Annotated in this window: 27 protein-coding genes, 1 pseudogene and 1 riboswitch; of the genes and pseudogenes, 10 read left to right on the top strand and 18 right to left on the bottom strand. The window is 61.3% G+C overall.

What is annotated here, in order from left to right; genetic code table 11:
* Positions 1-218 precede the first annotated feature (218 nt).
* The 4 genes from BM026_RS16975 to BM026_RS16955 all read left to right on the top strand — a co-directional run bounded on the left by BM026_RS16975 (position 219) and on the right by BM026_RS16955 (position 3,386).
* Entirely contained in the window at positions 219-524 is a 306-nt protein-coding gene (locus tag BM026_RS16975) for a hypothetical protein (RefSeq protein WP_058424938.1), read from the top strand.
* Between the two features lie 444 nt (positions 525-968).
* On the top strand, positions 969-1,193 hold the full coding sequence (locus BM026_RS16965) for a hypothetical protein (protein WP_005790139.1): 225 nt from the start codon (positions 969-971) through the stop codon (positions 1,191-1,193).
* 280 nt (positions 1,194-1,473) lie between these two features.
* Positions 1,474-1,956, top strand: coding sequence for a hypothetical protein (locus BM026_RS16960; protein WP_071491305.1), 483 nt, complete (start codon positions 1,474-1,476; stop codon positions 1,954-1,956).
* A gap of 146 nt (positions 1,957-2,102) precedes the next feature.
* Positions 2,103-3,386, top strand: coding sequence for an OmpP1/FadL family transporter (locus BM026_RS16955; protein WP_093529479.1), 1,284 nt, complete (start codon positions 2,103-2,105; stop codon positions 3,384-3,386).
* 65 nt (positions 3,387-3,451) lie between these two features.
* Here the strand turns inward: BM026_RS16955 and BM026_RS16950 are convergent, their stop codons facing one another.
* The 18 genes and pseudogenes from BM026_RS16950 to BM026_RS16865 form a co-directional block, all read right to left on the bottom strand.
* Positions 3,452-4,003: a glutathione peroxidase gene (locus BM026_RS16950; RefSeq protein WP_068937110.1), complete on the bottom strand. Its 552-nt coding sequence runs from the start codon at positions 4,001-4,003 to the stop codon at positions 3,452-3,454.
* Positions 4,004-4,153: 150 nt separating this feature from the next.
* Positions 4,154-5,353 carry an MFS transporter gene (locus tag BM026_RS16945; RefSeq protein ID WP_170856058.1) on the bottom strand — a complete coding sequence of 400 codons (1,200 nt, stop codon included), beginning with the start codon at positions 5,351-5,353 and terminating at the stop codon, positions 4,154-4,156.
* Between the two features lie 63 nt (positions 5,354-5,416).
* On the bottom strand, positions 5,417-5,821 hold the full coding sequence (locus BM026_RS16940; RefSeq protein ID WP_058424943.1) for a MarR family winged helix-turn-helix transcriptional regulator: 405 nt from the start codon (positions 5,819-5,821) through the stop codon (positions 5,417-5,419).
* A 42-nt stretch (positions 5,822-5,863) separates the two neighbouring features.
* Positions 5,864-6,592 (bottom strand): adenosylcobinamide-GDP ribazoletransferase, encoded by a 729-nt coding sequence (locus BM026_RS16935; RefSeq protein ID WP_093514015.1) that lies wholly within the window; start codon positions 6,590-6,592, stop codon positions 5,864-5,866.
* Positions 6,593-6,594: 2 nt separating this feature from the next.
* Positions 6,595-7,170, bottom strand: a complete 576-nt coding sequence (gene cobC / locus BM026_RS16930; RefSeq protein ID WP_093529476.1) for an alpha-ribazole phosphatase family protein — start codon at positions 7,168-7,170, stop codon at positions 6,595-6,597.
* Positions 7,167-8,222, bottom strand: coding sequence for a nicotinate-nucleotide--dimethylbenzimidazole phosphoribosyltransferase (cobT, locus tag BM026_RS16925; RefSeq protein WP_093529473.1), 1,056 nt, complete (start codon positions 8,220-8,222; stop codon positions 7,167-7,169). Before cobT ends, cobC begins: the two co-directional genes overlap by 4 nt.
* Positions 8,219-8,740, bottom strand: coding sequence for a bifunctional adenosylcobinamide kinase/adenosylcobinamide-phosphate guanylyltransferase (cobU, locus tag BM026_RS16920; RefSeq protein WP_093122231.1), 522 nt, complete (start codon positions 8,738-8,740; stop codon positions 8,219-8,221). The genes cobT and cobU overlap by 4 nt, the downstream gene beginning before the upstream one ends.
* Positions 8,736-10,194, bottom strand: a pseudogene (locus BM026_RS16915) (cobyric acid synthase); the annotation flags it as partial. The gene cobU and the pseudogene BM026_RS16915, both read right to left, overlap by 5 nt.
* On the bottom strand, positions 10,191-11,180 hold the full coding sequence (gene cobD, locus BM026_RS16910) for a threonine-phosphate decarboxylase CobD (RefSeq protein WP_093529470.1): 990 nt from the start codon (positions 11,178-11,180) through the stop codon (positions 10,191-10,193). The pseudogene BM026_RS16915 and the gene cobD, both read right to left, overlap by 4 nt.
* The gene (gene cbiB, locus BM026_RS16905; RefSeq protein ID WP_093529467.1) at positions 11,173-12,081 is read right to left on the bottom strand and encodes an adenosylcobinamide-phosphate synthase CbiB; all 909 of its coding nucleotides are present in this window, start codon (positions 12,079-12,081) and stop codon (positions 11,173-11,175) included. Before cbiB ends, cobD begins: the two co-directional genes overlap by 8 nt.
* A complete protein-coding gene (gene bluB / locus BM026_RS16900; protein WP_093529464.1) occupies positions 12,078-12,728 on the bottom strand; it encodes a 5,6-dimethylbenzimidazole synthase in 651 nt (216 codons plus the stop codon). The genes cbiB and bluB overlap by 4 nt, the downstream gene beginning before the upstream one ends.
* Complete coding sequence (locus BM026_RS16895) at positions 12,725-14,032, bottom strand: cobyrinic acid a,c-diamide synthase CobB (protein WP_093529461.1); 1,308 nt, start codon at positions 14,030-14,032, stop codon at positions 12,725-12,727. The genes bluB and BM026_RS16895 overlap by 4 nt, the downstream gene beginning before the upstream one ends.
* Positions 14,029-14,640, bottom strand: coding sequence for a cob(I)yrinic acid a,c-diamide adenosyltransferase (cobO, locus tag BM026_RS16890; RefSeq protein WP_010208674.1), 612 nt, complete (start codon positions 14,638-14,640; stop codon positions 14,029-14,031). Before cobO ends, BM026_RS16895 begins: the two co-directional genes overlap by 4 nt.
* Positions 14,641-14,718: 78 nt before the next feature.
* A riboswitch (cobalamin riboswitch) is annotated at positions 14,719-14,966 on the bottom strand.
* A 164-nt stretch (positions 14,967-15,130) separates the two neighbouring features.
* Complete coding sequence (locus BM026_RS16885) at positions 15,131-15,670, bottom strand: C40 family peptidase (protein ID WP_071491318.1); 540 nt, start codon at positions 15,668-15,670, stop codon at positions 15,131-15,133.
* Positions 15,671-15,814: 144 nt separating this feature from the next.
* The gene (locus BM026_RS16880; protein ID WP_092242943.1) at positions 15,815-16,444 is read right to left on the bottom strand and encodes a C40 family peptidase; all 630 of its coding nucleotides are present in this window, start codon (positions 16,442-16,444) and stop codon (positions 15,815-15,817) included.
* Positions 16,445-16,653: 209 nt separating this feature from the next.
* Entirely contained in the window at positions 16,654-17,358 is a 705-nt protein-coding gene (gene hda, locus BM026_RS16875) for a DnaA regulatory inactivator Hda (RefSeq protein WP_058424954.1), read from the bottom strand.
* Positions 17,359-17,561: 203 nt separating this feature from the next.
* A complete protein-coding gene (locus tag BM026_RS16870; RefSeq protein WP_058424955.1) occupies positions 17,562-18,635 on the bottom strand; it encodes an AI-2E family transporter in 1,074 nt (357 codons plus the stop codon).
* A gap of 32 nt (positions 18,636-18,667) precedes the next feature.
* Positions 18,668-19,708: a DUF2066 domain-containing protein gene (locus BM026_RS16865; RefSeq protein ID WP_093529458.1), complete on the bottom strand. Its 1,041-nt coding sequence runs from the start codon at positions 19,706-19,708 to the stop codon at positions 18,668-18,670.
* Between the two features lie 342 nt (positions 19,709-20,050).
* Between BM026_RS16865 and purM the strand changes: the two genes are divergently transcribed.
* From purM to BM026_RS16830, 6 genes are all read left to right on the top strand, one after another.
* Positions 20,051-21,109: a phosphoribosylformylglycinamidine cyclo-ligase gene (gene purM / locus BM026_RS16860; RefSeq protein ID WP_016976515.1), complete on the top strand. Its 1,059-nt coding sequence runs from the start codon at positions 20,051-20,053 to the stop codon at positions 21,107-21,109.
* Complete coding sequence (purN, locus tag BM026_RS16855) at positions 21,109-21,759, top strand: phosphoribosylglycinamide formyltransferase (RefSeq protein WP_071491321.1); 651 nt, start codon at positions 21,109-21,111, stop codon at positions 21,757-21,759. The genes purM and purN overlap by 1 nt, the downstream gene beginning before the upstream one ends.
* Positions 21,760-21,767: 8 nt before the next feature.
* Positions 21,768-22,481: a DUF3108 domain-containing protein gene (locus tag BM026_RS16850; RefSeq protein ID WP_058424959.1), complete on the top strand. Its 714-nt coding sequence runs from the start codon at positions 21,768-21,770 to the stop codon at positions 22,479-22,481.
* A 380-nt stretch (positions 22,482-22,861) separates the two neighbouring features.
* The gene (locus BM026_RS16840) at positions 22,862-23,050 is read left to right on the top strand and encodes a hypothetical protein (RefSeq protein ID WP_071491322.1); all 189 of its coding nucleotides are present in this window, start codon (positions 22,862-22,864) and stop codon (positions 23,048-23,050) included.
* A gap of 205 nt (positions 23,051-23,255) precedes the next feature.
* Complete coding sequence (locus tag BM026_RS16835) at positions 23,256-25,184, top strand: IucA/IucC family protein (RefSeq protein WP_093514082.1); 1,929 nt, start codon at positions 23,256-23,258, stop codon at positions 25,182-25,184.
* Positions 25,174-26,385, top strand: a complete 1,212-nt coding sequence (locus BM026_RS16830; protein ID WP_092242935.1) for an MFS transporter — start codon at positions 25,174-25,176, stop codon at positions 26,383-26,385. Before BM026_RS16835 ends, BM026_RS16830 begins: the two co-directional genes overlap by 11 nt.

The raw sequence follows: 26,385 nt of genomic DNA, 5'->3' as shown, positions 1-26,385 counted from the left end.
TTTCCATTGCAGGCAAATGGCAGCCCCTCAGAGCAGTTGACAGCGTGGTTACACACCCCGCAACTAATGTGCACAACTACCCATCCGACGGTTATATCACCGGCGTTTTTTGAAGCAACTTGCTGCAAAGATGTTACCGCCAAGGCCAACCAGGGACTTTTCAAATCTTGCCGGGCTCGCCACACTCCCCGACCTACAGCGCAACGGTGGAGGGGTCGATGAAGGGAATTCTGTTGTTCGCGGTGCTGCTCCTGGCCATCTGTGCCATTTCCTTGGGAATCAATGCGGCGCTGCCCTCTCCGGACGGGGCACTGTTCGCCATCGCCATTCTGCTGTCGGCGGCGTTCACGGCCGTGAGCTTGTGCATTGAGCTCGGCGAAGGCCGGATCAACGATATGGGTGACGTGATGAAAGTGGTCGAGACCGGCCAATCCCTGCGCTTGACCCTTGCCGCTTACGGGCTGGGTTGCTCGCTGGCAGCGGCAGCCACGGTACTGGTTTATCGGGGCCTGCTGGGCGGCTGATTGAAGTTTTTTGGCTAACACACTTCCCTTACCCGTTTCAATCCGTTACTATCCGCGGCGTTAGTACCAAGCTGAAAGTCAATTCTGGTCGAACAACTCCCTTGTACAACACGGGATCGACCACCTCGATGGTTTCCAGGTATCACTTGCGACGACACTGCCTTTGAACAAGCAAAGGGTGCCGCGAAGTTTCCATACTCTGACCGAACCAACCTGCAAATTGATCAGGATCTTCACCCTGGGCCCAGAACCTTTGCCCCTGTTGTGTCGCCTGCCCTCCTAAGTACCTACCTGCCAGCCCAAGCGCGCCTAACTTAATAGCGCTTCAAACTGGCTGCTTTGTTCCAGTCGGGTTCTTCGTTCGATCAATGGTGATCAACGTCACTGGAACGTTTTAATACGGCACGGTTCTTATCTGTGTCATTTGTAGGAACACCAATAATTATGAACGCTCAAATCCACACTCAGGATGCCATTCGCACCCTCACCAACGCTTTTGCTCCAATGAACTGCCTGATCATGGCCGCTCGCAAAGGCTGCTTCAGCTTCACCCTGGTCAACGAACACGGCATCGCTCGTCACAGCGAACGCCTGTACCCCGATCAATACTCCAGCGCAGAACCGCTGCAGGCCGTGATCGAGCGTACCCGTCAGGCACTGACTGCCTGATCGACCCGAGTCGCTGAAACACAAAAACCCTGTTTAAAAAGCAGGGTTTTTTATTGCCCGGAATTTGCCCACCGAGCTCTTGCACTAAGTTCAAATAGATATAAACGTTATAACTAAATGAAGAAGATGTTTTAAAAACAGTCCTTTACATCGCAAATATGACACTACACTTCAACTCAAGCGGCATGATCCGCTTCCGGCGAGCCTGAGATCCGATCCACTGCTGCCAAGCCCCCACCTTCTCAGGCCTCGTCGACCACTTTCACGGATTGAGGCTTGTATGGGTATCGCTGCCAGCGAATTGTGTCGTTATGTGATCAGGCCGACGTTGATGTACCTTGGCCGACATAACCCGACGGCCGAGTCACTGCTGCTGGGCATTGCCGCCAGCCAGTCGGAACTCGGTTCCGCCTTGCACGACCGGCGTGGACACGGCCTGTACAGCATCACCGAACCGCGCCACCGCGCGTTGTGGGACGACTACCTGGCGCTGGACCCCGAGCGCGCCAGCCTGGTACGCGGCCTCGCCAGCCAGCACGCGTTCCTCAGCGCACCGCAACTTGAGCTGACGGTCAACCTGCGTTATGCCACGGCCATCGCCTGGCTTTTGGTGGAACAACACACCCCTGCACTGCCCCCGCCCGGTGATGTGCTGGCCATGGCACGTATCTGGAAAGAAATTTTTCATCCACAAGGAAGGCTGCGCGATTTCACTCAAGCCTGGCAAACCTGTGTTTCACCCATGAATCAGGTGGTTTGCTGACCGGGCAATTTGCAAGATTCGCCAAAAAACCGGAATTTTGGTCGGATTGTCCTACAAAACCGCTCTATCTCCTGCATTACAGCCTATAGCGCGATGTTAAATTTATTGTTACTTTCCGCAGCGGTGATCACCACGGAGTTCTAATAATGAAAAAAGTAATGCTCAAGACCACACTTAGCCTCGCCGTTGCCATGGCATCCTCCCACCTGTTCGCAAGCGGTTTCGCACTGAACGAACAGAGCGTCAGCGGGATGGGTACGGGTTTCGCAGGTCGCTCTTCTTCTGCCGATGATGCAAGCACGGTTTACGGTAACCCTGCCGGTATGTCCCGCTTGAATGGCCAGCAAATCACGGGCGGTGTTGCTGCCATTGATGCGTCGACCGATATCAGCAACACAGGTGGTAATTCTCGCGGCTCCAACAAAGGTGACATGGTTCCGTTCACCGCAGTGCCATTTGGTTTCTATACCAACAAACTCAATGATCAGTGGGCCGTTGGCTTCGGTGTATACGCACCGTTCGGCCTGGTGACTGACTACGAAAGCGGCTTTCAGGGCCGTGGTTTCGGCAGCAAGAGCGAAGTGAAGGTCATCACCTTCCAGCCAACTGTCAGCTATGCATTCAACGACCGCGTATCGGTCGGCTTTGGCCCGACCATCAACCGGATCTCCGGTGTGCTGGAATCGGACAAGACCCTTAACCCTGCCGTCAGCGATACCAACGTCAAAATCAAGGGCGATGATACGGCACTGGGCTTCAATGTCGGTGTATTGGTCCAAGCGACTGATACCACACGTGTTGGCCTGACCTACCACTCCAAGGTCAAGTACAAGCTGGACGGCCACACCACCGTGAGTGGTCCCGCCGCCACTCAACCGTTCCTGCGTAACAACCGTTATGACGCGTCGCTGAAAATCGATACTCCAGAGTCCTACGACCTGTCGGTTACACAAGACCTGACTGACGCCTGGAAACTGTATGGCGGTGCTACCTGGACGCGCTGGAGTCGCCTGAAAGAGATCACCGTCAACAACAAAGGTGTAACGGGGGCAGGTGGTTTATTGGCACCGAGCCAACTCAGCGCGATCACCGAAGAACAGAACTGGCACGATACCTGGGCCTACGCAGTGGGTACTTCTTACCAGTTGACCAACCAAGTGGTGTTGCGCACCGGTTTGACCTTCGACCAGTCACCCACCAACAACACCAATCGTTCTCCGCGGATTCCTACAGGCGACCGCACGATCTTCAGTGTGGGCCTTGGTTACAAAGTCATGGATAACATGACGATCGACCTGGCTTACTCGTACCTGAAGGAAGAGGACGTCAAGGTCAACCAGACCGCTGCCGCTCCTTCAACCGCCAGCTACCGCGCCAAGTATGAAAACAGCGCCAACGGTTTCGGCCTGGGCATGACCTACACCTTCTGATCCAGACGGGTGTATAAAAGCCCCGCTCTCCTGCAAAGGAAGCGGGGCTTTTTAATGGCTGACGATCAAGGCTTGGACGCTATCGCCTCCTCCACTGCCTTGATCATGTCCGGACTATCCGGCTTGGTGAGGCTGGAAAAGTTGGCAATCACCTTGCCCTGCCGATCCACCACGTACTTGTAGAAATTCCACTTCGGCGGCGCGTCGGTCTGCTGCGCCAACACCTTGAATAGATGCACCGCATCCGGTCCCTTGACCTTCTGTGGCTCGGTCATGGTGAAGGTCACGCCGTAATTCACGTAGCAGACCTTGGCAGTCTCTTCGCCAGTCTTGGCTTCCTGCTTGAAGTCATCGGACGGCACGCCGATCACTTCCAGCCCTTGGCCCTTGTAGCGTTGGTACAACGCCTCAAGGCCTTTGAACTGCGGGGCGAACCCGCAGAAGCTGGCAGTGTTGACGATAACCAGCGGCTTGCCGGCAAAACGCTGGCACAGGTCGATGGATTCCTTGGCGCGCAGCTTGGGCAACTGGCCCTCCAGCAGCGGCGGGCAACTGGCGGCCAGGGCGACACTGCCAATGGCCATCAGGACGGGTACAGCGAGCCAACGCATCTGCATGTCGTGTGTCCTTAAAAGTATTCAGACCACGAACTTAACAGATCGCCATACCCAGTTGCATCAACGCCAGCCCGCCATGCTGCCAGCCCCACCAGGCCAGCAGCACCAGGAGCAGCCCCGCGACGAGGATCAGACCGCGTAACGCTACACTCATGCCGCCTCCATCTGCGCCTGCAAGCGCGCCACCGGCCGCTCACGCACCGGCCAGTTCAGGGCGGCGGCGAGCAGGCTCAACAGAATCGCCACCTGCCAGATCAAATCGTAGTTGCCGGTTCGATCATAGACCACCCCGCCCAACCAGCCACCCAGGAACGAACCCAACTGGTGGAACAGGAATACGATCCCACCCAGCATGGAAAGGTTTCGCACACCAAACAGCGTCGCCACGGTGCCGTTGGTCAACGGTACCGTGGATAGCCACAGGAAGCCCATCGCCATGCCAAACAGGTAGGCCGTGATCTCGGTGACCGGCGCCCACAGAAACAGCACGATCACCACCGCACGCAGCAGGTACAAGCCCGTCAGCAAGCGCGGTTTGGACATGCGCCCGCCGAGCCAGCCGGCGGTGTAGGTCCCGAAGATATTGAACAGGCCAATCAGGGCCAGCACCGTGGTGCCAACCGTGGCCGGCAAGTGCTGGTCTACAAGGTAAGCCGGCAGGTGCACGCCGATAAACACTACTTGAAAACCGCAGACAAAAAAGCCGAACGCCAGCAGCCAGAAGCCGGAATGGGAACAGGCTTCCTTCAAGGCTTCACGCAGGGTCTGCTGGCCGGCCAGCGCCGGTAGCGGCCGGTCCTTGAGCATGGCGACCAGCGGCAGGATCAGCGCCACCATCAAGCCCAGTGCGAGCAATGCCGCCGACCAGCCCAGCCAACTGATCAAACCCAGCGTGCCCGGTACCATCGCAAACTGGCCGAACGAACCGGCAGCACTGGCGATCCCCATCGCCATGCTGCGTTTTTCCGGCGCCACCGCGCGACCGACCACACCCAGAATCACTGAGAACGAGGTGCCGGACAGGCCGATACCAATCAACAAGCCCGCACTGAGGGACAATGACCACGCCGAATCGGACATGCCCATCAACACCAGGCCAACGGCGTACAGAACACCGCCGACAAATACCGCTTTGGTGGCACCAAAACGGTCGGCCAGGGCGCCGGTGAACGGCTGCGCCAGACCCCAGATCAGGTTCTGCAGGGCGATGGCGAAGGCGAAGGTCTCGCGGCCCCAGCCAAACTCGCTGCTCATCGGCGCCAGGAACAGGCCGAAACCGTGGCGCACGCCCAACGACAACGCCAGGATCAGCGCACTCCCCACAAGAATCCAGCCACTGGTGCGCCACATCGAGGTCATTTCTTATTCTCCGCTCGCGGGTATATACCCGCTTGTATTCGAACAAACTCCCTTTCAGGCGAGTTCGTCCAGCAAGGCCAACAAGGTTTCGCGTTTTTCCGCGCCGAGTTGATCGATCAATTTCTGCTGCGCCGCCTCCCAGGCGGGTAATGCGGCGGCGAGTCGCGCCTCACCCTCCCGGGTCAACATCACCAGGCGATTGCGCAGGTCGTCGCCTTCCACCAGTTGCACCAGGCCCTCGCCTTCCAGCACCCGCAGGTTGCGGCCCAAGGTGCTGCGATCCAGGCCCATGGCTTCCGCCAGGCTGGAAATGCTCGGCTGGTCGAGTCGTTGCAGGTTGCACAGCAAAGAATACTGGGCGACGTTGATCCCGAAGCCGTCGAGAGCGCCGTCGTAATGCCTGCTGACGCCACGGGCGGCACGTCGCAGGTTGGTACATAAACATTGGGAGGCAAGCATGGAACGTGTATATACCCGCGATTAAGGAAATGCAAGAAAGTGTTACAGCGCCAGGCCGACCAGAACCGCGACTTCCAGCAGCTCCAGCAAGGCGCCTGCGGTATCGCCCGTGGTGCCACCCAGCCGATTGACCATAAGTTGGCGCAGCCCCAGAAAGCAGACCGCCGCGAGCAATACCGCAACCCCGCCGCTGAAGCCGCCAATCAGGATGCAGGCAAGACCACTGAGGATCAGTACCTGTTGACCGACAATCCTCGGTAAATGATCCGACAGTGCCTGGCCCAGTCCCCCTGCACGCACATAGCGCGTGGTGAGAAACAGCGCCAGCATCGAGGCGCGGCCGATCAGCGGCGCCAGGATCAGCGCGACGCCATTGTGTTGCTCGATCAAAGCTACCAGCGCAGTGAACTTGAGCAACAGCACCAACCCCAGCGTCACCACGGCAATCGGCCCGCTGCGCGGGTCCTTCATGATCGTGAGCGTGCGCTCGCGGTCACCGAAGCCGCCCAGCCAGGCATCGGCGCTGTCCGCCAGGCCATCCAGGTGCAAGCCGCCACTGAGCAATACCCAGGCAGTCAGTAACAGTGCGGCATGCAGCAGCAATGGCGCGCCCATCAATACGCTGTTCAGCGCCCACAACAGCACGCCGAACAACAGGCCTACCACCGGATAAAACAGCAGCGAACGCCCCAGTTCCTGAGGCTGTGGCATGCCCGGCAGGCGAATCGGCAGGCTGCTGAGAAATTGCAGGGCGATCCAGAATGGCAGCACGTCTACTCCCCTTCCTTCAGAGTTCCGTCAGCCGCAACCTGCAGGCTGAACAGCCCACCATGACAGACCTCGACGTTCAACAACTGCTCCCGGGGCAAGCCACGCGCCTGCGCCAGTAACAGGCGCATCACACCGCCGTGACTGATCAACAACACCCGTTCACCGGCATATGCCTGATGCAAACGTGAGACAGCACCCAGAACCCGTTCGGAAAAGGCGCTGACCGGCTCCCCGTCCGGCGGTGTAAAGCTATAAGGGTCGGCCCAGAACAGCCCCAGCCCTCCGGCGTCGGTCTCCATCAAGGTCGCCGCACTCTGCCCTTCCCACGCACCGAAGTGCAGCTCTTGCAGGTCCTTCTCCAGCGTCACCGGCAGCTTGAGCCGGGCGCCCAATTCTTCGGCAAATCGCGCACAGCGTTGCAACGGCGAACTGATCAGGCGGTCCCACGGCCCCCGCGCCACCACGGCCTCGCGCATCTGCACCCAGCCATTGGCGGTGAGTGCATCGTCCAGGCTGCCGCGCAGGCCGCCACCCAGCTCGGTTTCGCCGTGGCGCAGCAGGTCGAGGTGCAAGATCATGCCGGGCGGTCCGCCACGGCGGCTTCGGCGAAGGTCGCCATCTGCCCGTGCAATGCACAGGCAAGGCGCAACAACGGCACTGCCAGCGCCGCACCACTGCCTTCGCCCAGGCGCAGGCCCAGTTCCAGCAACGGCTGCGCGTCGAGGTGTTGCAGCACATGACGATGGCCAGGCTCGGCGCCGCGATGGCCGAACACCAGCCACTCGCGGCATGCCGGGTTCAGGCGCGTGGCGACCAGTGCCGCGACGGTGCAGATGAACCCATCCACCAACACCACGATGCCTTCCTGGGCACACGCCAGGTATGCACCGACCAGCGCGGCGATCTCGAAGCCGCCGAGATTGAACAGGGTCTGCAAGACATCGCCGCGTTGGGCGGCATGCACCGCCAGTGCGCGCTCGATCACGGCCACCTTGTGGCTCACGCCCTGGGCATTCAAGCCGGTGCCCGGCCCCGTCAGGTCACTGACACGGCAGTCGAGCAAGGCACACGCCAGGGCACTGGCGGCGGTGGTGTTGCCGATACCCATCTCGCCGCCGATAAACAGCTGTGCACCGCTAGCCAACGCACGCCGCGCACTGTCGCGACCGGCTTGCAGGGCACGTTGCCCCTGGGCCTCGGTCATGGCCGGGCCGTTGACAAAATTGGCGGTGCCCGCGCCGATGTTCAGGTGACGCACACCGGGCAGGTCCAGGGACGGGGTCACCGTGCCCAGGTCGACCACCTCCAACTGTGCTTCCAGCTGCCGCGCCAAGACGCTGATAGCCGCACCACCGCTGACGAAGTTGTGCAGCATCTGCCCGGTGACCTCCTGGGGAAACGCCGACACACCTTCCGCGACCACGCCATGGTCACCGGCGAAGATGGCGATCCACAGCGCGTCCACTGACGGTTTGACCTGGCCCTGCAAGCCGGCCAATTGCACCGCCAGCGCTTCCAACTGGCCGAGGGAGCCGGCCGGTTTGGTCAGTTGCTGTTGGCGTGCCAGGGCGTGTTCGTAGGCTTGAGTGTCAATCGCCTTACACGGGTTGAGCCACCAGGTGTCAGTCATAACGCAGTACCTTTCAAAGTCAGGGGCAGGCCGGCGACGGTCAGGACAACACGCTGACATCGCTCGGCCAAGGCTTGATGCAGCCAACCGGCTTCATCCACATAGCGGCGAGTCAATTCGCCCAGCGGCACGACACCCAGACCGGTCTCGTTGCTGACAAAAATGATTTCACCCGGCAGCGCGACCAGGGTTTCCAGCAGTTGATCGCGCTCGGCGGCCAGACGATGCGAATCCTCAAGCATCAGCAGATTGGTGAGCCACAGGGTCAGGCAATCCACCAGCAGGCAGCGCTCGGTTGCCGCGTTGTCACGCAGTACCCGCGCCAGTTCAACGGGTTCTTCGATCAGCCCCCAATGGTCGGGGCGACGCTGGCGATGCAGCGCGACACGCGCGCTCATCTCGCCATCCAGCGGTTGGCTGGTGGCGATGTACGTGACGGGCAAGCCACTGTCGCTGGCAAGCTTTTCGGCGAGGCGGCTTTTGCCGGACCGGGCACCACCGAGGATCAGCTGGAGCATGGGGTGACTCCACACAAACTGCGCAACAAATCGGTATCCAGGTGGTTCTCTACCAAGTCTGCCAGGCGCTCGATATCGCGCTCGCGCAGGGCGTGGTAATCCACTTCCTGCACGTCCTGCAAACCGGCCCAGCGCAACAAGGCGCTGCACGCGGCCGGGCTTTCGAACAAGCCATGCAAGTAGGTGCCAAGGATCTGCCCATCGGCACTTTGTGCGCCATCGCTGCGGCCATCCTCCAGCAGCACGGCGGCATTCGACAAAGCATCACCGCAGGTCACGCCCGCATGGATCTCATAACCGCTGACCTCGGCATTCTCCAACAACAAACGCCCACGCACGTTGCGCAACTGCTTCTCTTCTTCCAGCGTGGTACTGAACGCCAGCAGCCCCAGGCCATCGCTGGAACCGGCAGGCCCTTCCAGGCCCAACGGGTCGTGCACTTGCTCGCCGAGCATCTGCAAGCCGCCGCAAATGCCGAGCACCTTGCCGCCATAACGCAAGTGACGCGCCACGGCGGCGTCCCAACCGTTGGCACGCAGATAGGCCAGGTCGCTGCGCACACTTTTCGAGCCGGGCAGGATGATCAGGTCGGCGGCCGGGATCGGCTGGCCTGGCCCGATGAATTGCAAATCCACCTGGGGGTGCAGGCGCAGCGGGTCGAAATCCGTATGGTTGCTGATGCGCGGCAACACCGGGACCACCACCTTGAGCACCTGGGCCGCCTTGTCGATCTGGCGTTGGTCGATGCCGTCCTCGGCTTCCAGGTGCAGGTCCATCACGTAAGGCAGAACGCCCACCACCGGTTTGCCGGTGCGTGTTTCCAGCCAGTCCAGGCCGGGTTGCAACAGCGCGATGTCACCGCGAAAACGGTTGATGATGAAGCCTTTGACCCGCGCCTGTTCCGTGGGTGACAGCAGCTCCAGGGTGCCGACCAGGTGGGCGAATACCCCGCCGCGATTGATATCGGCAATCAGCAACACCGGGCAATCCACCGCCTCGGCGAAGCCCATGTTGGCGATGTCGTTGGCGCGCAGGTTGATTTCCGCCGGGGAGCCAGCGCCTTCCACCATGACCACGGGATAGGCCTGGCTCAACCGGGCGTGGGAGGCCAGCACCGCCTGCATCGCAATGGCTTTGTAGTCGTGATAGGCCACGGCGTTCATGGTGGTCACGGCACGGCCGTGGATGATCACTTGGGAGCCGGTGTCGCTGTTGGGTTTGAGCAGCACCGGGTTCATGTCGGTATGAGGCGCCAGGTTGGCGGCCTGGGCCTGCACCGCCTGGGCGCGGCCGATTTCACCACCTTCGGCGGTCACGGCGCTGTTGAGCGCCATGTTCTGCGGCTTGAACGGCGCCACGGCCACACCCTGGCGCACCAGCCAGCGGCACAACGCGGTCACTAACGTACTTTTGCCGGCATCGGAGGTGGTGCCCTGCACCATCAGCGTACTCATGTTGCGTCCTTATAGGCGGCCAGGGCGTCGTCGAGGCGCTGCCAGTCGGCCTCAGTGTCGGGCAGGCCGAAACGCAGGCTGCTGTCGTGGACGAACAGGCGCAGCAGAATGCCGCGCTGGGCCATGAATTCGTGCACACGCTCGGCATGGGGCGTGATCAGCCATTGGAACAAGGCACAGCCGCCCTGGGGTGGAAAGCCGTGGCGCTCCAGCAACGCGAACAAGCGCTGGCCCGCCTCGATGCAACGCGTGCGTTGCCGCACATGCCCGGCGGTGTCGCGCAGGCACACCTCGCCCAGCACCCGCGTCGGCCCGCTGACCGCCCAGGGGCCGACCTGCTCGGCGAGCAACTTGAGCAACTTGCGCTCGGCCAACACAAAGCCCAGTCGCACGCCGGCCAGGCCGAAGAACTTGCCGAACGAACGCAGCACGATCAAACCGACCTGATGCGCCTGGCCGGCCAGGCTCACTTGCGGGGTGACGTCCATGAAGGCCTCATCCACCACCAGCCAGCCGCCGCGCTGGGCCAGCCGCGAGTGCCAATCCAGCAGGCGTTGCGGGCTCAGGCTCAGGCCGGTGGGGTTATTGGGGTTGACCACCACCAGCACGTCGAGGCCATCAAGAAAGAAGTCAACTTCCTGTTCCTGCACTTCGCGCACCACGTAACCGGCGCGGCGCCACGCTTCGGCGTGTTCGGCATAGCACGGCGACAACACGCCGACCTTGCCGGCGCGACGCAGGCGCGGCAACAACTGGATCGCCGCCTGGGAACCCGGTACCGGCAATAGATGCGCAGCGCCGTAGTATTCGCTGGCGGCCTGCTCCAGGCCGTCGTCGGTTTCCGGCAGGCGCGCCCAGGCACGCAGGGGAATTTCGGGGATCGGCCAGGGCCAGGGCGCGAGCCCGCTGGACAGGTCGAGCCAGTCGGCTTCGGCTATCCCGTACTGAATCGCTGCCTTGCGCAGCCGGCCACCATGCTCAAGCATAGAATTGCGCCCCCACGCACAGGATCAGCAGCCACAACCATACGCCGCGCTGCACCAGTTGCCAGCCCCGATCGATGGAATCGGCATCCGCCGCCGGGCCTTCGCCCAGTTGTGGACGATGGTGCACTTCGCCGTGATAGATCGCGGCACCGCCCAGCTCCACGCCCAGGGCGCCCGCACCAGCGGCCATGACCGGGCCGGCGTTGGGGCTGTCCCAGGTCGGGCCCTGGGTGCGCCAGCATTTGAGCGCCAGCCGGGTCTTGCCCAGCAACGCGTAGGTCAACGCCACCAGGCGCGCGGGAATGTAGTTCAGCACATCGTCGATTTTTGCTGCTGCCCAACCGAAGCGCTCAAAACGCTCGTTGCGATAACCCCACATGGCATCGAGGGTGTTGCTCAGGCGGTAAAGCACCACGCCCGGCACACCGGCCACCACAAACCAGAAAATCGCAGCGAACACCGCATCGCTGCCGTTCTCCAGCACCGATTCGGTGGCGGCACGGGCGACTTCGGTGCGGTCCAGCTCGCTGGTCTGGCGGCTGACCAGGTAGCTCACGCGTTTGCGCGCCGCCTCCAAGTCATCACTGCGCAGGGCCTGGGCCACCGGGATCACATGCTCGCCAAGGCTGCGCATGCCAAGGGCGCAGTACAACGCCAGGATCTCCAGTACCCAGCCTATGTAAGGCGCCCACGACAAGGCCGTGGCCAGCAGCGTCAGCGGCACCACGGCGATAAACCACGCGGTCACGCCATGGCTGCGCCAGCCACGGCCACCGGTATTGAAACGTTGCTCGATGCGCCCGGCAAAATTGCCGAACGCCACCAGCGGATGCCAGCGCCTGGGTTCGCCCAGCAGCGCATCCAGCGCGACTGCAGCGACACACAGCAAGGCCACACTCATTGACTCACTCCCCACGCATTTTCATACAACATGTCACTCAACGGTCGAGGCTCGGTCCAGCCTTCGAGCTGCAACATCGGTGCCGGGTAGAACTCGGCCACCGGCCCCAGGCACAACACGGCCAGGGGTTTCGCACCAGGCGGCAAACCCAGCAGATCGGCCAGCGCCTGGGGTTCGAACAACGAGACCCAGCCCATGCCCAGGCCTTCGACCCGCGCCGCCAGCCACAAATTCTGGATAGCACAGGACAACGACGCCATGTCCATTTCCGGCAGGGTGCGACGCCCGAAGATGTGCCGCTCGCGATCATCCATCAACGCCGCTACCAGCACTTCGGCACAGTCTTGAATGCCTTCGACCTTGAGCTTCATGAACTCATCGGAACGCTCGCCCAGGGCTTCGGCGGTGCGTACGCGTTCTTCTTCCACCACCTGTTGAATCTGCCCACGCAACTGGCGATCGCTGATGCGAATAAAGCGCCAGGGCTGCATCAGGCCGACGCTGGGCGCCTGGTGTGCGGCCTGGAGCAAGCGGTGGAGCAGCTGGGGGGCGACAGTGCCGCCGCTGAAGTGGCGCATGTCGCGGCGTTCGGCGATGGCGCGGTAGACGGCGTCGCGGTCGGCCTGGGGAAAAGCGTTGTCGCTCATAGTGCTGGATCGGGCGCGAACAATGCGGCCACCGCCTGGGGATTGGATGGGAAATAGAAGTGTACGTAGGACGCCGTCATCCGCCCCTGCCGATACACCGCCTCGGCACCGCGCCCGCCATTGGGGCTCAGGCCACGGGCAATCGGTTGCCATTCAGTGGTGGTCAGGGAGTGGTGATAGGTATGGCCACGCAGCGTGCCTTCCGGCAATTCGACGCTTTGCAGGGCCAGGGCCGCCAGTTTCTTTTGCATCACCGCGTCGCCCTGCAACAGGCCGAGCAGTTCAGCGCGGATGCCGTCGACATCGGTCAGCGAGTCCAGCAGGTAGAGCATGCCGCCGCATTCGGCAAGCAAGGGTTTGCCGGCCGCGTGGTGAGCGCGAATGGCGTCGAGCATCGGGATGTTTTCCGACAGCGCCTGGTGGTGCAATTCCGGGTAACCGCCGGGCAGGTAGAGGCTGTCGGCATCAGGCAATTGGCTATCGTGAATCGGCGAGAAAAACGTCAGCTCAGCGCCCATTGCGCGCAGCAGGTCGAGACTCGCGCCGTAGGTAAAGGCGAAGGCCTCATCGCGGGCCACGGCAATGCGCACGCCCTTGAGCAACGGCTCAGCCTCGATCACTTGGGGTGCAGCGAACGTCACCGGCGGCGGCAAAGCGACTTCGCAACTGCTGCCCAACGCTTGGGCGGCGGCGTCCAGGCGTACATCGAGGTCATTCAGTTCGCTCGCTTGCACCAGGCCGAGGTGGCGACTGGGCAGTTCGATACCGGTCTCGCGTGACAATGCGCCATACCAGCGCAGGCCCTCGGTGAGGCTGCCTTCGAGCAGTTGCGCATGACGCAGGGTGCCGACACGGTTGGCCAATACACCGGCGAATGGCAGATCCGGCTGATAGCGCGCCAGGCCCAATGCCAACGCGCCGAAGGTCTGCGCCATGGCCGTGCCGTCGATCACCCCCAGCACCGGCACGCCGAAGTGTCGCGCCAGGTCGGCGCTGGAGGGTGTGCCGTCGAACAGGCCCATCACGCCTTCGATCAGGATCAGGTCTGCCTCCCCCGCCGCTTCCCACAGCAAACGACGACTTTCCTGCTCGCCCACCATCCACATATCCAACTGATACACCGGCGCACCGCTGGCGCGTTCGTGGATCATCGGGTCGAGAAAGTCCGGGCCGCATTTGAACACGCGCACCTTGCGCCCCAGGTTGCGGTGCAAACGGGCGAGCGCGGCGGTGACGGTGGTTTTGCCCTGGCCGGACGCCGGAGCGGCGATCAAAACGGCAGGGCAATGACGGGGCTGATTCAAAGTTCGACGCCCTTCTGTGCCTTGATACCGGCCTGGAACGCGTGCTTGAGCATGCCCATTTCGGTGACGGTGTCGCCCATTTCGATCAACTCGGGCTTGGCGCCGCGGCCGGTGACCACCACGTGTTGCATCGGTGGACGGGCTTGCAGGTCGCTGAGGACCTGGTCCAGGTCGAGGTAGCCGTGCTTGAGCGCGATGTTCAGCTCGTCCAGCACCACCAGGCCGATGGAGGGGTCTTGCAGCAATTCGCGGGAGACCGCCCAGGCGGCCTCGGCGGCGGCGATGTCGCGCTGGCGGTCCTGGGTTTCCCAGGTGAAGCCTTCGCCCATTACATGGAAGCGCACTTGCTCGGGGAAGCGACGGAAGAACAATTCTTCTCCAGTGCTGTTGCGCCCCTTGATGAACTGCACCACGCCGCACTGCATGCCGTGGCCCATGGCACGGGCCAACATGCCGAACGCGGAGCTGCTTTTACCTTTGCCGTTACCGGTCAGCACCAGCAGCAGACCGCATTCGTTGGGGGAGTTGGCGATGCGCTCGTCGATCACGGCTTTTTTGCGCAGCATGCGCGCCAGGTGGCGTTCGTCGCGGTCGGGGGAATCGGTCATGGCAGCTCTCCGTTGGGGCTGGACAAAAACGGCGGGCAGGAAAAAAGAAAAGCAGACAGCCAAGCATCGCCCACCGTGATGCTGTTGGATGTTGCAGGCCGGTCTCCGGGCTCATGAGTGGCGTGCTGGCTGAAGGCAGGCCAACGCTGCGCCTTCCCATATCGCAGGCGATACAGTGGCAAAAGGCAGCGTCTTGACTCATTTACCGTTGCGGGGGCAGCGCCGGAATCGCGGCGGCACTGTGTAGAAGTGCGCTCACTCACCGGCTTCCCTGTTTCACTCTGTCGACCCGTGGGTCACAGAGCACCTGGAACAAGCGGCGAAGGGTAGTAGGTTGGGGGTGGAGCGTCAATTAAAGCAACTTGAAGTCGACACAAAACAACTGTGGGAGGGGGCCTGCCCCGATGGCGGTGGATCAGCCCAGTTATCTTTAGCTGACACACCGCTATCGGGGGCAAGCCCCCTCCCACATTTCGATTCGAGTCTGGCGCTAAGGATTGCGTGCCAGGTTGCCCGGCAACACGCGCTTGGCGCTCAAATAGGCATTCTGCCAATAGGCTTTGGACAATGTGTCCAGCTTCACCGTACCGCCGGTTTGTGGCGCATGCACAAAGCGCCCTTCACCCACGTAGATCCCGGCGTGGCTGACCTGGGAACCGCCACCGGTGGCGAAGAACAGCAGGTCACCGGTCTGCAGGTTCTGCTCGCTGACGTCCTGCGCGCGCATTACGATCAGCTCGCGGGTGGTACGCGGCAGGGAAATCCCGGCGGCATCGCGGAAGACAAACCCGATCAGGCCGCTGCAATCAAACCCGGAGTCCGGCGTGTTGCCGCCCCAACGGTAAGGCGTGCCGACCAGGCCCAGCGCGCGGAAGAGTACGTCTTCGGCTGCGGGCGAGAAATTCTGGGTGGAATAGTTGAACACCGGCTTGGGCTTCACCGCTACAGGAGCGGGCGGCGGTGTGCGGCTTGCGCAGGCGCTGAGGAGCGCGGCGCAAACAATGAGAATCAGGCGGGCCGAGGTCGACATGTGCAGAACAATCCTGGTCTGGATGCGGCTTTCGCTGCCGAACGCTGAAAACCAGAACGCGCAAGCAAAGCTCGCGCGAACGGATTACAACAATGTCCAGGGATTCTAGCGCTTACACGTCAAACTTCAAGTATCACTTTAAGTTTACTTGCTAGCGGTAACCGTCGTCGGGGCCATGGCGAGTGCGCGCTTGGCTTCGATGAAGGTTTTGCTCCAGTAGCTGTCACCCAGGTTATCGACCCGGACACCGCCACTGCGACGGCTGCTGGAGTGGATAAACTGGTTATCGCCCAGGTAGATACCGGCGTGGCTCACACGACCACGGCCTGCCGTACTGAAGAAAAGCAGATCGCCAGGCTTGAGGTTGTTGCGTGCGACCAACGGTGCATTCACGTTGATCATTTCGCGGGTGGAGCGCGGCAGATTCATGCCGGCCTCTTCACGAAACAGATAGCCGATGAAACCACTGCAGTCGAAACCGGCTTCAGAGGTACCACCGAAACGGTAACGGGTACCGATCAGGGACATGCCGCGTTCGAGAATGCTGTCGGCCAGGACTGGAAGCTGATAAGGCTTGTTGCCGGCGAAATCGGCCAGTTCCTTTTCCGTTGCGACTTCTTCCTCATAAACAGAGGCAGATTGTGCAGCAACGAATTTTGCCTGATTTTGAACCTGTGGTTTCTGCTGATCGACCACCTGCTGAGGGTGGGAGGCGCAACCAAACAACAGGGTAACGAGTGCGAGGGGCACGAGGGGTGCGAAGCGATTTAGCATGGGCACGACCGTGGCTGATATGTAAAGAAGTCGAGACTATGCCTTCTATCACATCGATTTGCAAATTCAATCGTGCTCTATGTGACTTCGCGATTGGACTATGACATCTAAGCCGTAATTCCATTTATCGGTTCGAATGCGAAGCCCAGCCGGCAGAAACGCAGGTTTTCTGGCGCCCGTAAAATGGCGAACCGCGTAAATTCAATGAGTTACCAGCCCAACGTTTCCTTGAGAAAAGGGATCGTCAATTTTCTTTGAGCCTGCAAGGACGCCTGATCGAGCTGCTCGAGCAAATCGAACAGCGCACTCATGCTGCGGGTGCCTCGAGTAAGGATAAAGTGCCCGACTTCGTCGGTGAGGTGCAGGCCGCGACGGGAGGCCCGCAGTTGCAGGGCACGCAATTTGTCTTCGTCGGACAGCGGGCGCATCTGGAAGATCAGCGCCAGGGTCATGCGCGACTTGAGGTCGGCCAGCTTGATCGGCAACTCGCGTGGCGAAGTCGACGCGGCAATCAGCAGGCGCCGACCGCTGTCACGCAAGCGATTGAACAGGTGAAACAGCGCTTCTTCCCAATCCGCCTTGCCGGCGATCGCCTGCAAGTCATCCAGACACACCAGTTCGTATTGCTCAAGGTGATCGAAGATGCCGATACCGCGATCCATCAACTCGGCCAGCGGCAGGTACACCGCCGGTTCGCCCATCTGCTCGAACCGCAGGCACGCAGCCTGCAACAGGTGGGTACGCCCTACGCCGTGCTTGCCCCACAGATAGATCAGGCTTTCAGTCCACCCGGCGTCGGCTTCGCAGAGCCGCTCGACATAGCCGAGTGCAGCGGCATTGGCGCCTGGGTAGTAGTTGATGAAGGTGGCGTCGTCACGCAGACGCACACCCAAGGGCAGCTGAATCGGTTTCATGCTGACTGAACGGCTCCGAACGAACCGTTAGTGGCCTCTGTGTAAAGTTTGCAAAGTTTATACCCGTGACGCCGGGCGCACAATGCAACAGACCCCAAGCAAAATCAAAGGTTTGCGTTAACTCGTTGGATTTATGCAGATTGTTTGACGGACCGCCCCCAGAAAAGACAAACCCGGCCTTGGCCGGGTTTGTGAAGATAGAGTTACAGGTCGGGATCTTCAACCCCCGTATAAGCATCCGAATCCTTGTACAGATCGTGCACATGGCGCACCAGCACCATGATCACCGCCGCCACCGGCAACGCCAGCAGGATGCCCGTGAAGCCAAACAGCTCACCACCCGCCAGGATCGCAAAGATCACCGCCACCGGATGCAGACCAATCCGATCCCCGACCAACAACGGCGTGAGCACCATGCCTTCCAACGCCTGGCCGACCATGAATACGGCCACGATCCCCAGCATCGGGTACAAGTCCCCGCCAAACTGGAACAAGCCCGCGACCAGCGCCGCGCCGATCCCAATCACAAACCCCATATAAGGCACGATCGCGGCCAGGCCGGCGATCAGGCCGATCAACAGACCCAGCTCCAGGCCGATAGCCATCAAGCCGGCCGCGTAGATGATCCCCAGGGCGAGCATCACCAGCAACTGCCCGCGCACGAAGGCGCCGAGCACCTCATGGCATTCCTCAGCCAGCGAAACAATGCGCTCCTCACGGTTGCGCGGCAGCAGGCTGCGGATCTTGGCCATCATGATGTCCCAGTCGCGCAGCAGGTAGAACGCCACCACCGGGATCAGCACCAGGTTGGTCAGCCAGCCGATCAACGCCAGGCTGGACGCCGTCGCCTGGCTGAGGATGACCCCGACAATATCAGTGGTCTGGCCCATATGTTCGCTGATGGCCGCCTTGACCTTGTCGAACTTCCAGAAACCATCCGCCAGCCCCAACTTGGCCTGGGCCCACGGCATCGCCGTGTGCTGCAGCCAATCGAGCATCTGCGGCGCCAGCTCATACAAGCGGAACAACTGCTTGGCCAGCATCGGCACCAGCACCAGCACCAACGCCGTGATGATCAAGGTAAACAGGGCGAACACCGCCACCACGCCCCAGGTCCGCGATAACCCGGCTTTTTCCAGGCGATCCACCACCGGATCGAACAGGTAAGCCAGCAGCAACGCGACCAGGAATGGTGTCAGGATCGAATGCAGCAGGAACACAAAAACGCACAGCAGGACAAACCCGCCAAGCCACACCCAACGACGCGTATCCGCCATAAACCACTCCATCTATATAAAGAAGAAAACTGCTACCAGCGAAAACGCAGTTGCGCCTGAGGTTCTGGTGCAGCAGCCGGCTGCGCACCCTCCGCCGCCGGTTGCGGGACCGGTGCTTCACCCGCAGGAATCTCCTGCAACTTGGCCAGGCTCAACTGGGTACGCAACTGATCGGCACTGCCATTGACGCGGTACACGATGCGATTGCCATCCACTAACTGCGGCTGACCACCGAAAGGCTCCAGCAGGTGACCCAGCGCGGCATAACGCTCCAGGGTCATGCCCTGCACTTCCAGCAATTGTTCGGTGCTCACGCCGGGTTTGACCGCAAAGCGTGGCGCGAGCTTTTGGCTGATCGCCAGCATCACCGCGTCGGCTACAGCGCCGGTGTCGGCCCCTTGCGCGGTGCCCTGCTCGCTCTTGTCGCCCAGCCACAGGCGCCATTTGGCTTGCCATTGGTTGCCCTCCTGACGCGCATGCACGGCCAGCAAAGCGTCGGCGCCGTAACGTTCGGAAGCGGCGCGCAACGGTGTGGCGTCAGCACTTTCCAGGTTCGGTGCGGTGGCGACCACCTGCTCATCCAGGTCGCCCAGCGGCAGGCGCAGCGGCAAACCACGGTGTTGCGCGGCACGGCGCAGCGCCTGGGCGACGGTCTGGCCATCACCCACCAGGCTGCTGCCTTCGGTGGAGTCGTTCAGCCACCAGCCAAGGATCGACGGCCGATTGCTGCCCCAGATCGACAGACCCGCTTCACGCAGCACGCGATCGGTGCTCACCGGGTCGAAATCCACTTGCAGGCTTTCCGGCGGGCCGGCGTCGTAGCCGTACTGGCTGATGATTTGTTGCGGATCCTTGCGAACGGCCGCCAGACCCGGGCCCTCGGCGACCTTGGCGTCGCCGGTCAGGCGGATCACCAGGGTCTGCACGGCGCGCTGGGTCGCCTGGTCACGCTCCTGCGGCGACTGACTGCTGACGGGTTCGAGTACTTGATAAAGGCCGTTGAGGGTTTCGGCATGACTCGCCAGGCTGACCAACGACAAGCAGCCTACAAAGAAGAATTTACACAGACGCATGGAAGATTCCCGAACGACAAATTTAGCGGCTGGAACAGACCGCGTGAACTCGGTTTGCCAAGGCTGTGACCACGGCGACCGATAAAACATTCACAGGGTCTTGGTAAGTTTTCGTACTGTCACAACGCTAGCGCAGTAAAGGCTATACCTTAATACGCACCAAAGCAGACCCGATTAGCATTTTTTTAACGCCATATGCCCCTGCCCGTCGGCCCGAGGATGGCCGCTGCCCCTCAAGCCTGATAAAATCGCGCGCCTTCGCAGACCGTCAACGGCGTGGCCTTTATAAAAGCCCCCGCTCGCTCGGTCGTTACCCAGAAATCCCCCCTAAAGGCCTGGATCATGAGCAAGCAACCCTCCCTGAGCTACAAGGACGCCGGTGTAGACATCGACGCCGGTGAAGCATTGGTCGAACGCATCAAGAGCGTCGCCAAGCGCACTGCGCGCCCTGAAGTCATGGGCGGCCTGGGCGGTTTTGGCGCCCTCTGCGAGATCCCGGCCGGCTACAAGCAGCCTGTACTGGTGTCCGGCACCGACGGCGTGGGCACCAAGCTGCGCCTGGCGCTGAACCTGAACAAGCACGACACCATCGGCATCGACCTGGTCGCCATGTGCGTCAATGACCTGGTAGTGTGCGGCGCCGAGCCGTTGTTCTTCCTCGACTACTACGCCACCGGCAAGCTGAACGTGGACACCGCGGCCCAAGTGGTCACCGGCATCGGCGCCGGCTGCGAACTGTCGGGTTGCTCCCTGGTCGGCGGCGAAACCGCTGAAATGCCAGGCATGTACGAAGGTGAAGACTACGACCTGGCCGGCTTCTGCGTCGGCGTCGTGGAAAAAGCCGAGATCATCGACGGCTCCAAGGTTGCGGCCGGCGACGCCCTGCTCGCCCTGCCATCCTCCGGCCCGCACTCCAACGGTTACTCGCTGATCCGCAAGATCATCGAAGTGTCCGGCGCCGAGATCGAGAACACCCAGCTCGACGGCAAGCCGCTGACGGACCTGCTGATGGCCCCGACCCGCATCTACGTCAAGCCGTTGCTCAAGCTGATCAAGGACACCGGCGCCGTCAAGGCCATGGCCCACATCACCGGCGGGGGCCTGCTGGACAACATCCCGCGCGTGCTGCCAAAAGGCGCCCAGGCCATCGTTGACGTGGCCAGCTGGCAGCGTCCGGCAGTATTCGACTGGCTGCAAGAGAAAGGCAACGTCGACGAAACCGAGATGCACCGCGTGCTGAACTGCGGCGTCGGCATGGTCATCTGCGTGGCTCAGGAGCACGTTGAAACCGCGCTGAACGTACTGCGCGAAGCCGGCGAACAGCCTTGGGTCATCGGCCAGATCGCCACCGCTGCCGAAGGCGCGGCTCAGGTTGAGCTGAAGAACCTCAAGGCTCATTAATGTCTCAGACCTGTGATGTCGTGGTGCTGCTCTCCGGCACCGGCAGTAACTTGCAGGCCCTGATCGACAGCACGCGCACCGGCGACAACCCGGTGCGCATTGCTGCGGTGATCTCCAACCGCAGCGACGCCTACGGCCTGCAACGCGCCAGGGACGCGGGTATCGACACCCGCTCGCTGGATCACAAGGCGTTCGACGGTCGCGAGGCCTTCGACCGCGCCTTGATCGAACTGATCGACGCCTTCAACCCCAAGCTCGTAGTACTCGCCGGCTTCATGCGCATCCTCAGCGCTGACTTCGTGCGGCATTACGCCGGGCGCCTGTTGAATATCCACCCTTCCCTGCTGCCCAAGTACAAAGGCATGCACACGCACCAGCGTGCGCTCGAGGCCGGCGACAGCGAGCATGGCTGCAGCGTGCACTTTGTCACCGAGGAACTCGATGGCGGGCCTCTGGTCGTACAGGCAGTGGTTCCGGTAGAGTCTGACGACTCGGCGCAGACGCTTGCGCAACGGGTTCACGCCCAGGAACACAGGATTTACCCGCTGGCCGTTCGCTGGTTTGCCGAGGGGCGGTTGATTCTTGGTGACCAGGGTGCATTATTGGACGGTCAGTTACTCGCGGCCAGCGGCCACTTGATTCGAACCTAGGAGATTTTATGCGTCGCGCCTTGCTCTTCGCTTTTGCGCTGTTCGCCTTGCCAGCCGTGCAAGCAGCAGACCTTCACCCCTTCTCCGTCAGCTACACCGCCGACTGGAAACAGTTGCCCATGAGTGGTTCGGCCGAACGCAGCCTGGCCAAGAACGGCGACGGCTCCTGGACCTTGAATTTCAAGGCTTCCATGATGATCGCCAGCCTCACCGAAACCAGCGTGATCCTGTTTGACAAGGACACCCTGCAACCGAAGAGCTACACCTTCGAACGCGGCGGCCTGGGCAAGGCGAAGAAAATCAATCTGGACTTCGACCAGACCGCCAAGAAAGTCACCGGCTTTGAAAACAAAGACCCGGTCAACGTGCCCCTGCAAAGCGGCATGCTCGACAAGTCGACCTACCAGTTGGCCTTGCAACGCGATGTGGCCGCCGGCAAGAAAAGCATGAGCTACAACGTGGTCGAAGGCACCGACGTCGACACCTACGACTTCCGCGTGATCGGCCCGGAAAAAGTCCAGACCAAGGTCGGCTCCATCGACGCCATCAAGGTCGAGCGCGTGCGTGACCCGACGCAAAGCAAGCGCATCACCCAGATGTGGTTCGCCAAGGATCAGGGCGGTATTCTGGTTGCCCTGCGCCAGGTAGAAACCGATGGCAAGGAATACAACATCATGCTGCAGGACGGCACTGTTGACGGCAAGGCTGTCAAAGGTAGCTGATCGGTAGCTGGAACAAGGAGCCTCGCGAATGCGGGGCTTTTTTTCGCCTATGGATTTGGTGTTCAAACCTCTACCGCTATCGGGGGCAAGCCCCCTCCCACACTTGGTTGTGTTCACCGATCAAAATGTGGGAGGGGGCTTGCCCCCGATGGCGATAGCCGGGCCAACAAAGGGTTCAATGCCTGACTTGAACATGAAACTTTCGTCATAAAACTCAGCACCCTGCGACGCAATGTCGCTGTTTACGCGGCCTGCAGCACTGTTGCGTTTGCTGCGATGATTTGTTGCGCGAAAAGTCGGTTTACTTAGCAAGCTAACAAAACATATAACAAAGGCCTGCGACGACTTGCCGCAGATCCACCAGAGATTGGAGCAAGCAGATGACTGTAAAAGTAACTGAACGCGACGACGAACATATGTCCCACGAAGCACTGGGCCATGGGATTCACATCTGGGATGTACACCAGCAAGACCTGTTGGTCGGCATGTTTCACAACGAGAGCGACGCTCATAATTATAAAAACGAGCTCGAAGCCCTTGAGATGAGACGCCAGACACAAAGCTCCTGAACACCTGAAATCTCGTAGGCCCCAGCCCCACGCAGCTGTAGGGCCTACCCCCGACGACCCCGCCATCGAGCGGGGTTTTTCGTTTTGGCAAACTGCACGGCGGGCATAAACGATTCAGTAAAATTGTATCAGCAAATAGACAATTGGAAATGATTCTCGATAATATCCACCACCTTTCAGCACGCCCATGAAAACGGAATTCATCATGACGAACGGATGCAGCAATACGCCGGACCAACAATTGCTCAAACGCTGGGGTGAAGCACTGGTTACGCCCCAATTCCAGACTCACAACGTCACCCTCGACGCCCTGATCGACACCCTCGCACCCGCCGCCGAACGCAGCTTTCAACGCCTGATCCAGGCCCTGTTCCGTGAAGGCCTGCTGGCCCCCGATACACTCACCCAGGACGAGCAAGGCCGCCACCACCTGCCGCTGTCCGATCACGCCTGCCTGCGTTTCGACCACCTGCGTGCCGGGCGCATGGCCAGCTGGGACCTGCGTGGCGCGGTGACGCTTGTGCAAACTGGACAGGCCGCACGGAAGATCCAATTCCCATCGCAATTGCTGACGCTGCTCAACGACACCCTCGAAACACCTGCCGCCCCGCAGGTCTTGAGCCGCCTGAACAGCGAGATCGACGACAGTTTTGTCAACGATACGCTCTGCCTGGCCTTCCACGAGCAATGGAGCCTGAGGCTGCACGCCTCGATGGGCCCGTCCCATCAGGACAACCTGCTGAGTCATCTCAAGGATGAGCCAAGCGTTACCAACCCGACTTCCGTGCTTGAGCAGTGGGGCACGCTGGGCCACCCCTGGCACCCCAACTACAAAACCAAACTGGGTTTGGACACCCACCAGGTCATCGACTTCTCACCGGAGTTCGAAGCGCGCTTCCCGGTGTTGCTGTGCGCGCTGCACCACCAGTACGCCCACGTGGAAACGCTGGCCGATACCGCTGATTACTGGCAATGGTGGCAAGCCCACTTTCCACGTGCTGCGCAGCAATTGACCGCAGCGCTGACGGCCCAGGGCCTGGAAGCCAGCGAGTATTTGCCGCTGCCTGCGCACCCTTGGCAAGCCCAACAGGAACTGCCCCGGTTGTTCGCCAACGAAATCGGCGACCGACTGCTGGTGCTGACCGACATCGTCGCGTTTACCGCCCACCCCACCATGTCCTTCCGGACCGTATTGCCTGATGGCCAGGGCGGCGCGCCCATGGTCAAGCTCCCGGTCTCACTGCGCCTGACCAGCGTACAGCGCACGGTATCGCCACGCTCGGCGCGCATGGGGCCGCGGATCAGTCACTTGCTGCAAACGATCCTCGCGCGCGAACCCGCGATCCAGAACATCCTGAACATCGTTCCCGAGCGGATCGGCGTGCATTTCAACCCCCAACCGGTGAATGACGAACACGCCCGCCACCTGGCCGTGCTCTACCGCGACAACCCCCAGAGCCTGCTACAACCGGGTGAAATGGCTGTTCCGGTAGGTAGCCTGTTTGCCATCGACCAACACGGGCAGCCCTTGCTGAGACAGTGGGTACGTTTGAGCAAAGGCCAGGACAATGCACCGGCCATGCTCGCGTTCTTTCGAGACTATGCAGCGATCACTGTGCCGGCCCTGCTGGGGATGTACCTGCGCTACGGTGTGGCGTTCGAGGCCCATCAGCAGAACGCCTTCATGGTCATGGCCGCAGACGGGCAGTTGAGCCGCCTGCTGTTGCGTGATTTTGGCGATATTCGCATCGACCGCCAGACCTTGCATGCCCACGGCCTGGACATCGAACTGCATGACCCTGGGATGACCCTTTACGACGATGCCGGTTTTGTCCGTGACAAGCTGCTGCACACGGTATTCATGTGCCACCTGGGCGAGCTGGTGCTGCTCAGTGCCCGCTACTTCGATATTCCCCAGGCACAACTGTGGAACGAACTGGCGGCCCAAGTCAGCCAGTGCTTTGATCGCATGCGCAACGAAGTCGCTCCCCAACGCTGGGAAACCGAACGTGCAGCGCTGCTGGAGCAGCCGTGGCCAGCCAAGTCGTTCATGCGGATGCGGCTGCTGGACAGTCACGCCGATATCGTCGGGCGCCTGCCGAACCCGCTGAGCGGCGCCGCACATGCCGGCTAACAGCACTGCACTGCGGTTGTTGGTGGTCATCCAGCTGGTGTCGATGGGTGCCATGGAGATGAGCGGCCCCTTCTGGCCTTTGCAGATCCAGAGGCTGCTTGGCGATGCCGGTGCCCATTACACCGGCCTGCTGTCGTCGCTGGTATACGCCGGACCGATGATGGCAGCAATGATCCTGACGCCCCTGTGGGGTCGTCTGGGCGACCGAACCGGGCACAAGCCGATGATCATTCGGGCGCTGCTGGCGCTGGCGGCCTGTCAGGCGCTGGCCGCCCTGACCTTCGATCCCTGGCTGCTGGTCGCGATCCGCGTGGCACAAGGTGCACTGGCGGGTTTTATCGCGGCCGCCCAAGCCTATGCGCTGGCGTGCTGCGGCGACAGTGGGCGCGGACACATAATGGCCCGCCTGCAATCCGCCACCGCCGTGGGTTCGCTGGCCGGTCCGGTGTTGGGTGGCTGGCTGATGGATATCTCCGGATTCGCCCTGCTGTGCTACAGCGCTACCGCCGTCTGCCTGGTATGCGCGCTGGTCAGCCTGTTCTTGCCCAGCGACACCCAGCGCCTGCGAAAGACTCATGCCACCACGCCCACCGCCCTGCCCAAAGGCTGGCTCGGCGCAATGTTGGGGATCATCGTACTGATCCAGGCTGCCAAAATGATGCCTCAGCCGTTTTACGCCCTATACGTCGCGGACGTCCTGCATGCGCCAGGCTGGTTGATCGGTGCCAGCTATGCCGCCAGCGCACTGACCCTGGCCCTGTCCGCACCGCTCTGGGGTCGCCTGTTTGACCGACACCCACCCGCACACACGCTGCGCATCATCGAATGGGTCACCTGGGCCTGCGCCTTGACCCTGGCGTGCACGGCGCTGGCCAGCGAATGGCTGGGCTTCATCGCCAGCCGGCTGTTGTGGGGCATGTGGCAAGGCGCCTTGCTGCCGGTCGCCTATACGTTGATCGCCAATACCGTTGCGCCCGCCCAACAGGGGTTTGCCCTGGGCATCGGCAACAGCGCCGCCAAGGCGGGAGCGCTAGGCGGTGCCTTGCTGGGTGGTATCGGCATGGGGATGGTAGGCCTGGCACACAGCTTCTGGCTGGTTGCACTCACGTACGCCTTGGCCGCCCTGGGTATCCGCATCATCCGCTCGTTCACCCGAACACCCGCTATGCCTGTTTTTTCTGTCAATACGTCTAATAATTGA

The organism is Pseudomonas sp. NFPP24 (assembly GCF_900112095.1).
GTDB lineage: Bacteria > Pseudomonadota > Gammaproteobacteria > Pseudomonadales > Pseudomonadaceae > Aquipseudomonas > Aquipseudomonas extremorientalis.
Note: the sequence above shows the minus strand (reverse complement) of the source record. Positions and strands in the feature narration are given on the sequence as shown.

Excerpts from the sequence above, each read along its gene's own strand:
- BM026_RS16975 (WP_058424938.1), top strand. The coding sequence starts at position 219 with ATGAAGGGAATTCTGTTGTTCGCGGTGCTGCTCCTGGCCATCTGTGCC.
- BM026_RS16965 (WP_005790139.1), top strand. The coding sequence starts at position 969 with ATGAACGCTCAAATCCACACTCAGGATGCCATTCGCACCCTCACCAAC.
- BM026_RS16960 (WP_071491305.1), top strand. The coding sequence starts at position 1,474 with ATGGGTATCGCTGCCAGCGAATTGTGTCGTTATGTGATCAGGCCGACG.
- BM026_RS16955 (WP_093529479.1), top strand. The coding sequence starts at position 2,103 with ATGAAAAAAGTAATGCTCAAGACCACACTTAGCCTCGCCGTTGCCATG.
- BM026_RS16950 (WP_068937110.1), bottom strand. The coding sequence starts at position 4,003 with ATGCAGATGCGTTGGCTCGCTGTACCCGTCCTGATGGCCATTGGCAGT.
- BM026_RS16945 (WP_170856058.1), bottom strand. The coding sequence starts at position 5,353 with ATGTGGCGCACCAGTGGCTGGATTCTTGTGGGGAGTGCGCTGATCCTG.
- BM026_RS16940 (WP_058424943.1), bottom strand. The coding sequence starts at position 5,821 with ATGCTTGCCTCCCAATGTTTATGTACCAACCTGCGACGTGCCGCCCGT.
- cobC (WP_093529476.1), bottom strand. The coding sequence starts at position 7,170 with ATGATCTTGCACCTCGACCTGCTGCGCCACGGCGAAACCGAGCTGGGT.
- cobT (WP_093529473.1), bottom strand. The coding sequence starts at position 8,222 with ATGACTGACACCTGGTGGCTCAACCCGTGTAAGGCGATTGACACTCAA.
- cobU (WP_093122231.1), bottom strand. The coding sequence starts at position 8,740 with ATGCTCCAGCTGATCCTCGGTGGTGCCCGGTCCGGCAAAAGCCGCCTC.
- cobD (WP_093529470.1), bottom strand. The coding sequence starts at position 11,180 with ATGCTTGAGCATGGTGGCCGGCTGCGCAAGGCAGCGATTCAGTACGGG.
- cbiB (WP_093529467.1), bottom strand. The coding sequence starts at position 12,081 with ATGAGTGTGGCCTTGCTGTGTGTCGCTGCAGTCGCGCTGGATGCGCTG.
- bluB (WP_093529464.1), bottom strand. The coding sequence starts at position 12,728 with ATGAGCGACAACGCTTTTCCCCAGGCCGACCGCGACGCCGTCTACCGC.
- cobO (WP_010208674.1), bottom strand. The coding sequence starts at position 14,640 with ATGACCGATTCCCCCGACCGCGACGAACGCCACCTGGCGCGCATGCTG.
- BM026_RS16885 (WP_071491318.1), bottom strand. The coding sequence starts at position 15,670 with ATGTCGACCTCGGCCCGCCTGATTCTCATTGTTTGCGCCGCGCTCCTC.
- BM026_RS16880 (WP_092242943.1), bottom strand. The coding sequence starts at position 16,444 with ATGCTAAATCGCTTCGCACCCCTCGTGCCCCTCGCACTCGTTACCCTG.
- hda (WP_058424954.1), bottom strand. The coding sequence starts at position 17,358 with ATGAAACCGATTCAGCTGCCCTTGGGTGTGCGTCTGCGTGACGACGCC.
- BM026_RS16870 (WP_058424955.1), bottom strand. The coding sequence starts at position 18,635 with ATGGCGGATACGCGTCGTTGGGTGTGGCTTGGCGGGTTTGTCCTGCTG.
- BM026_RS16865 (WP_093529458.1), bottom strand. The coding sequence starts at position 19,708 with ATGCGTCTGTGTAAATTCTTCTTTGTAGGCTGCTTGTCGTTGGTCAGC.
- purM (WP_016976515.1), top strand. The coding sequence starts at position 20,051 with ATGAGCAAGCAACCCTCCCTGAGCTACAAGGACGCCGGTGTAGACATC.
- purN (WP_071491321.1), top strand. The coding sequence starts at position 21,109 with ATGTCTCAGACCTGTGATGTCGTGGTGCTGCTCTCCGGCACCGGCAGT.
- BM026_RS16850 (WP_058424959.1), top strand. The coding sequence starts at position 21,768 with ATGCGTCGCGCCTTGCTCTTCGCTTTTGCGCTGTTCGCCTTGCCAGCC.
- BM026_RS16840 (WP_071491322.1), top strand. The coding sequence starts at position 22,862 with ATGACTGTAAAAGTAACTGAACGCGACGACGAACATATGTCCCACGAA.
- BM026_RS16835 (WP_093514082.1), top strand. The coding sequence starts at position 23,256 with ATGACGAACGGATGCAGCAATACGCCGGACCAACAATTGCTCAAACGC.
- BM026_RS16830 (WP_092242935.1), top strand. The coding sequence starts at position 25,174 with ATGCCGGCTAACAGCACTGCACTGCGGTTGTTGGTGGTCATCCAGCTG.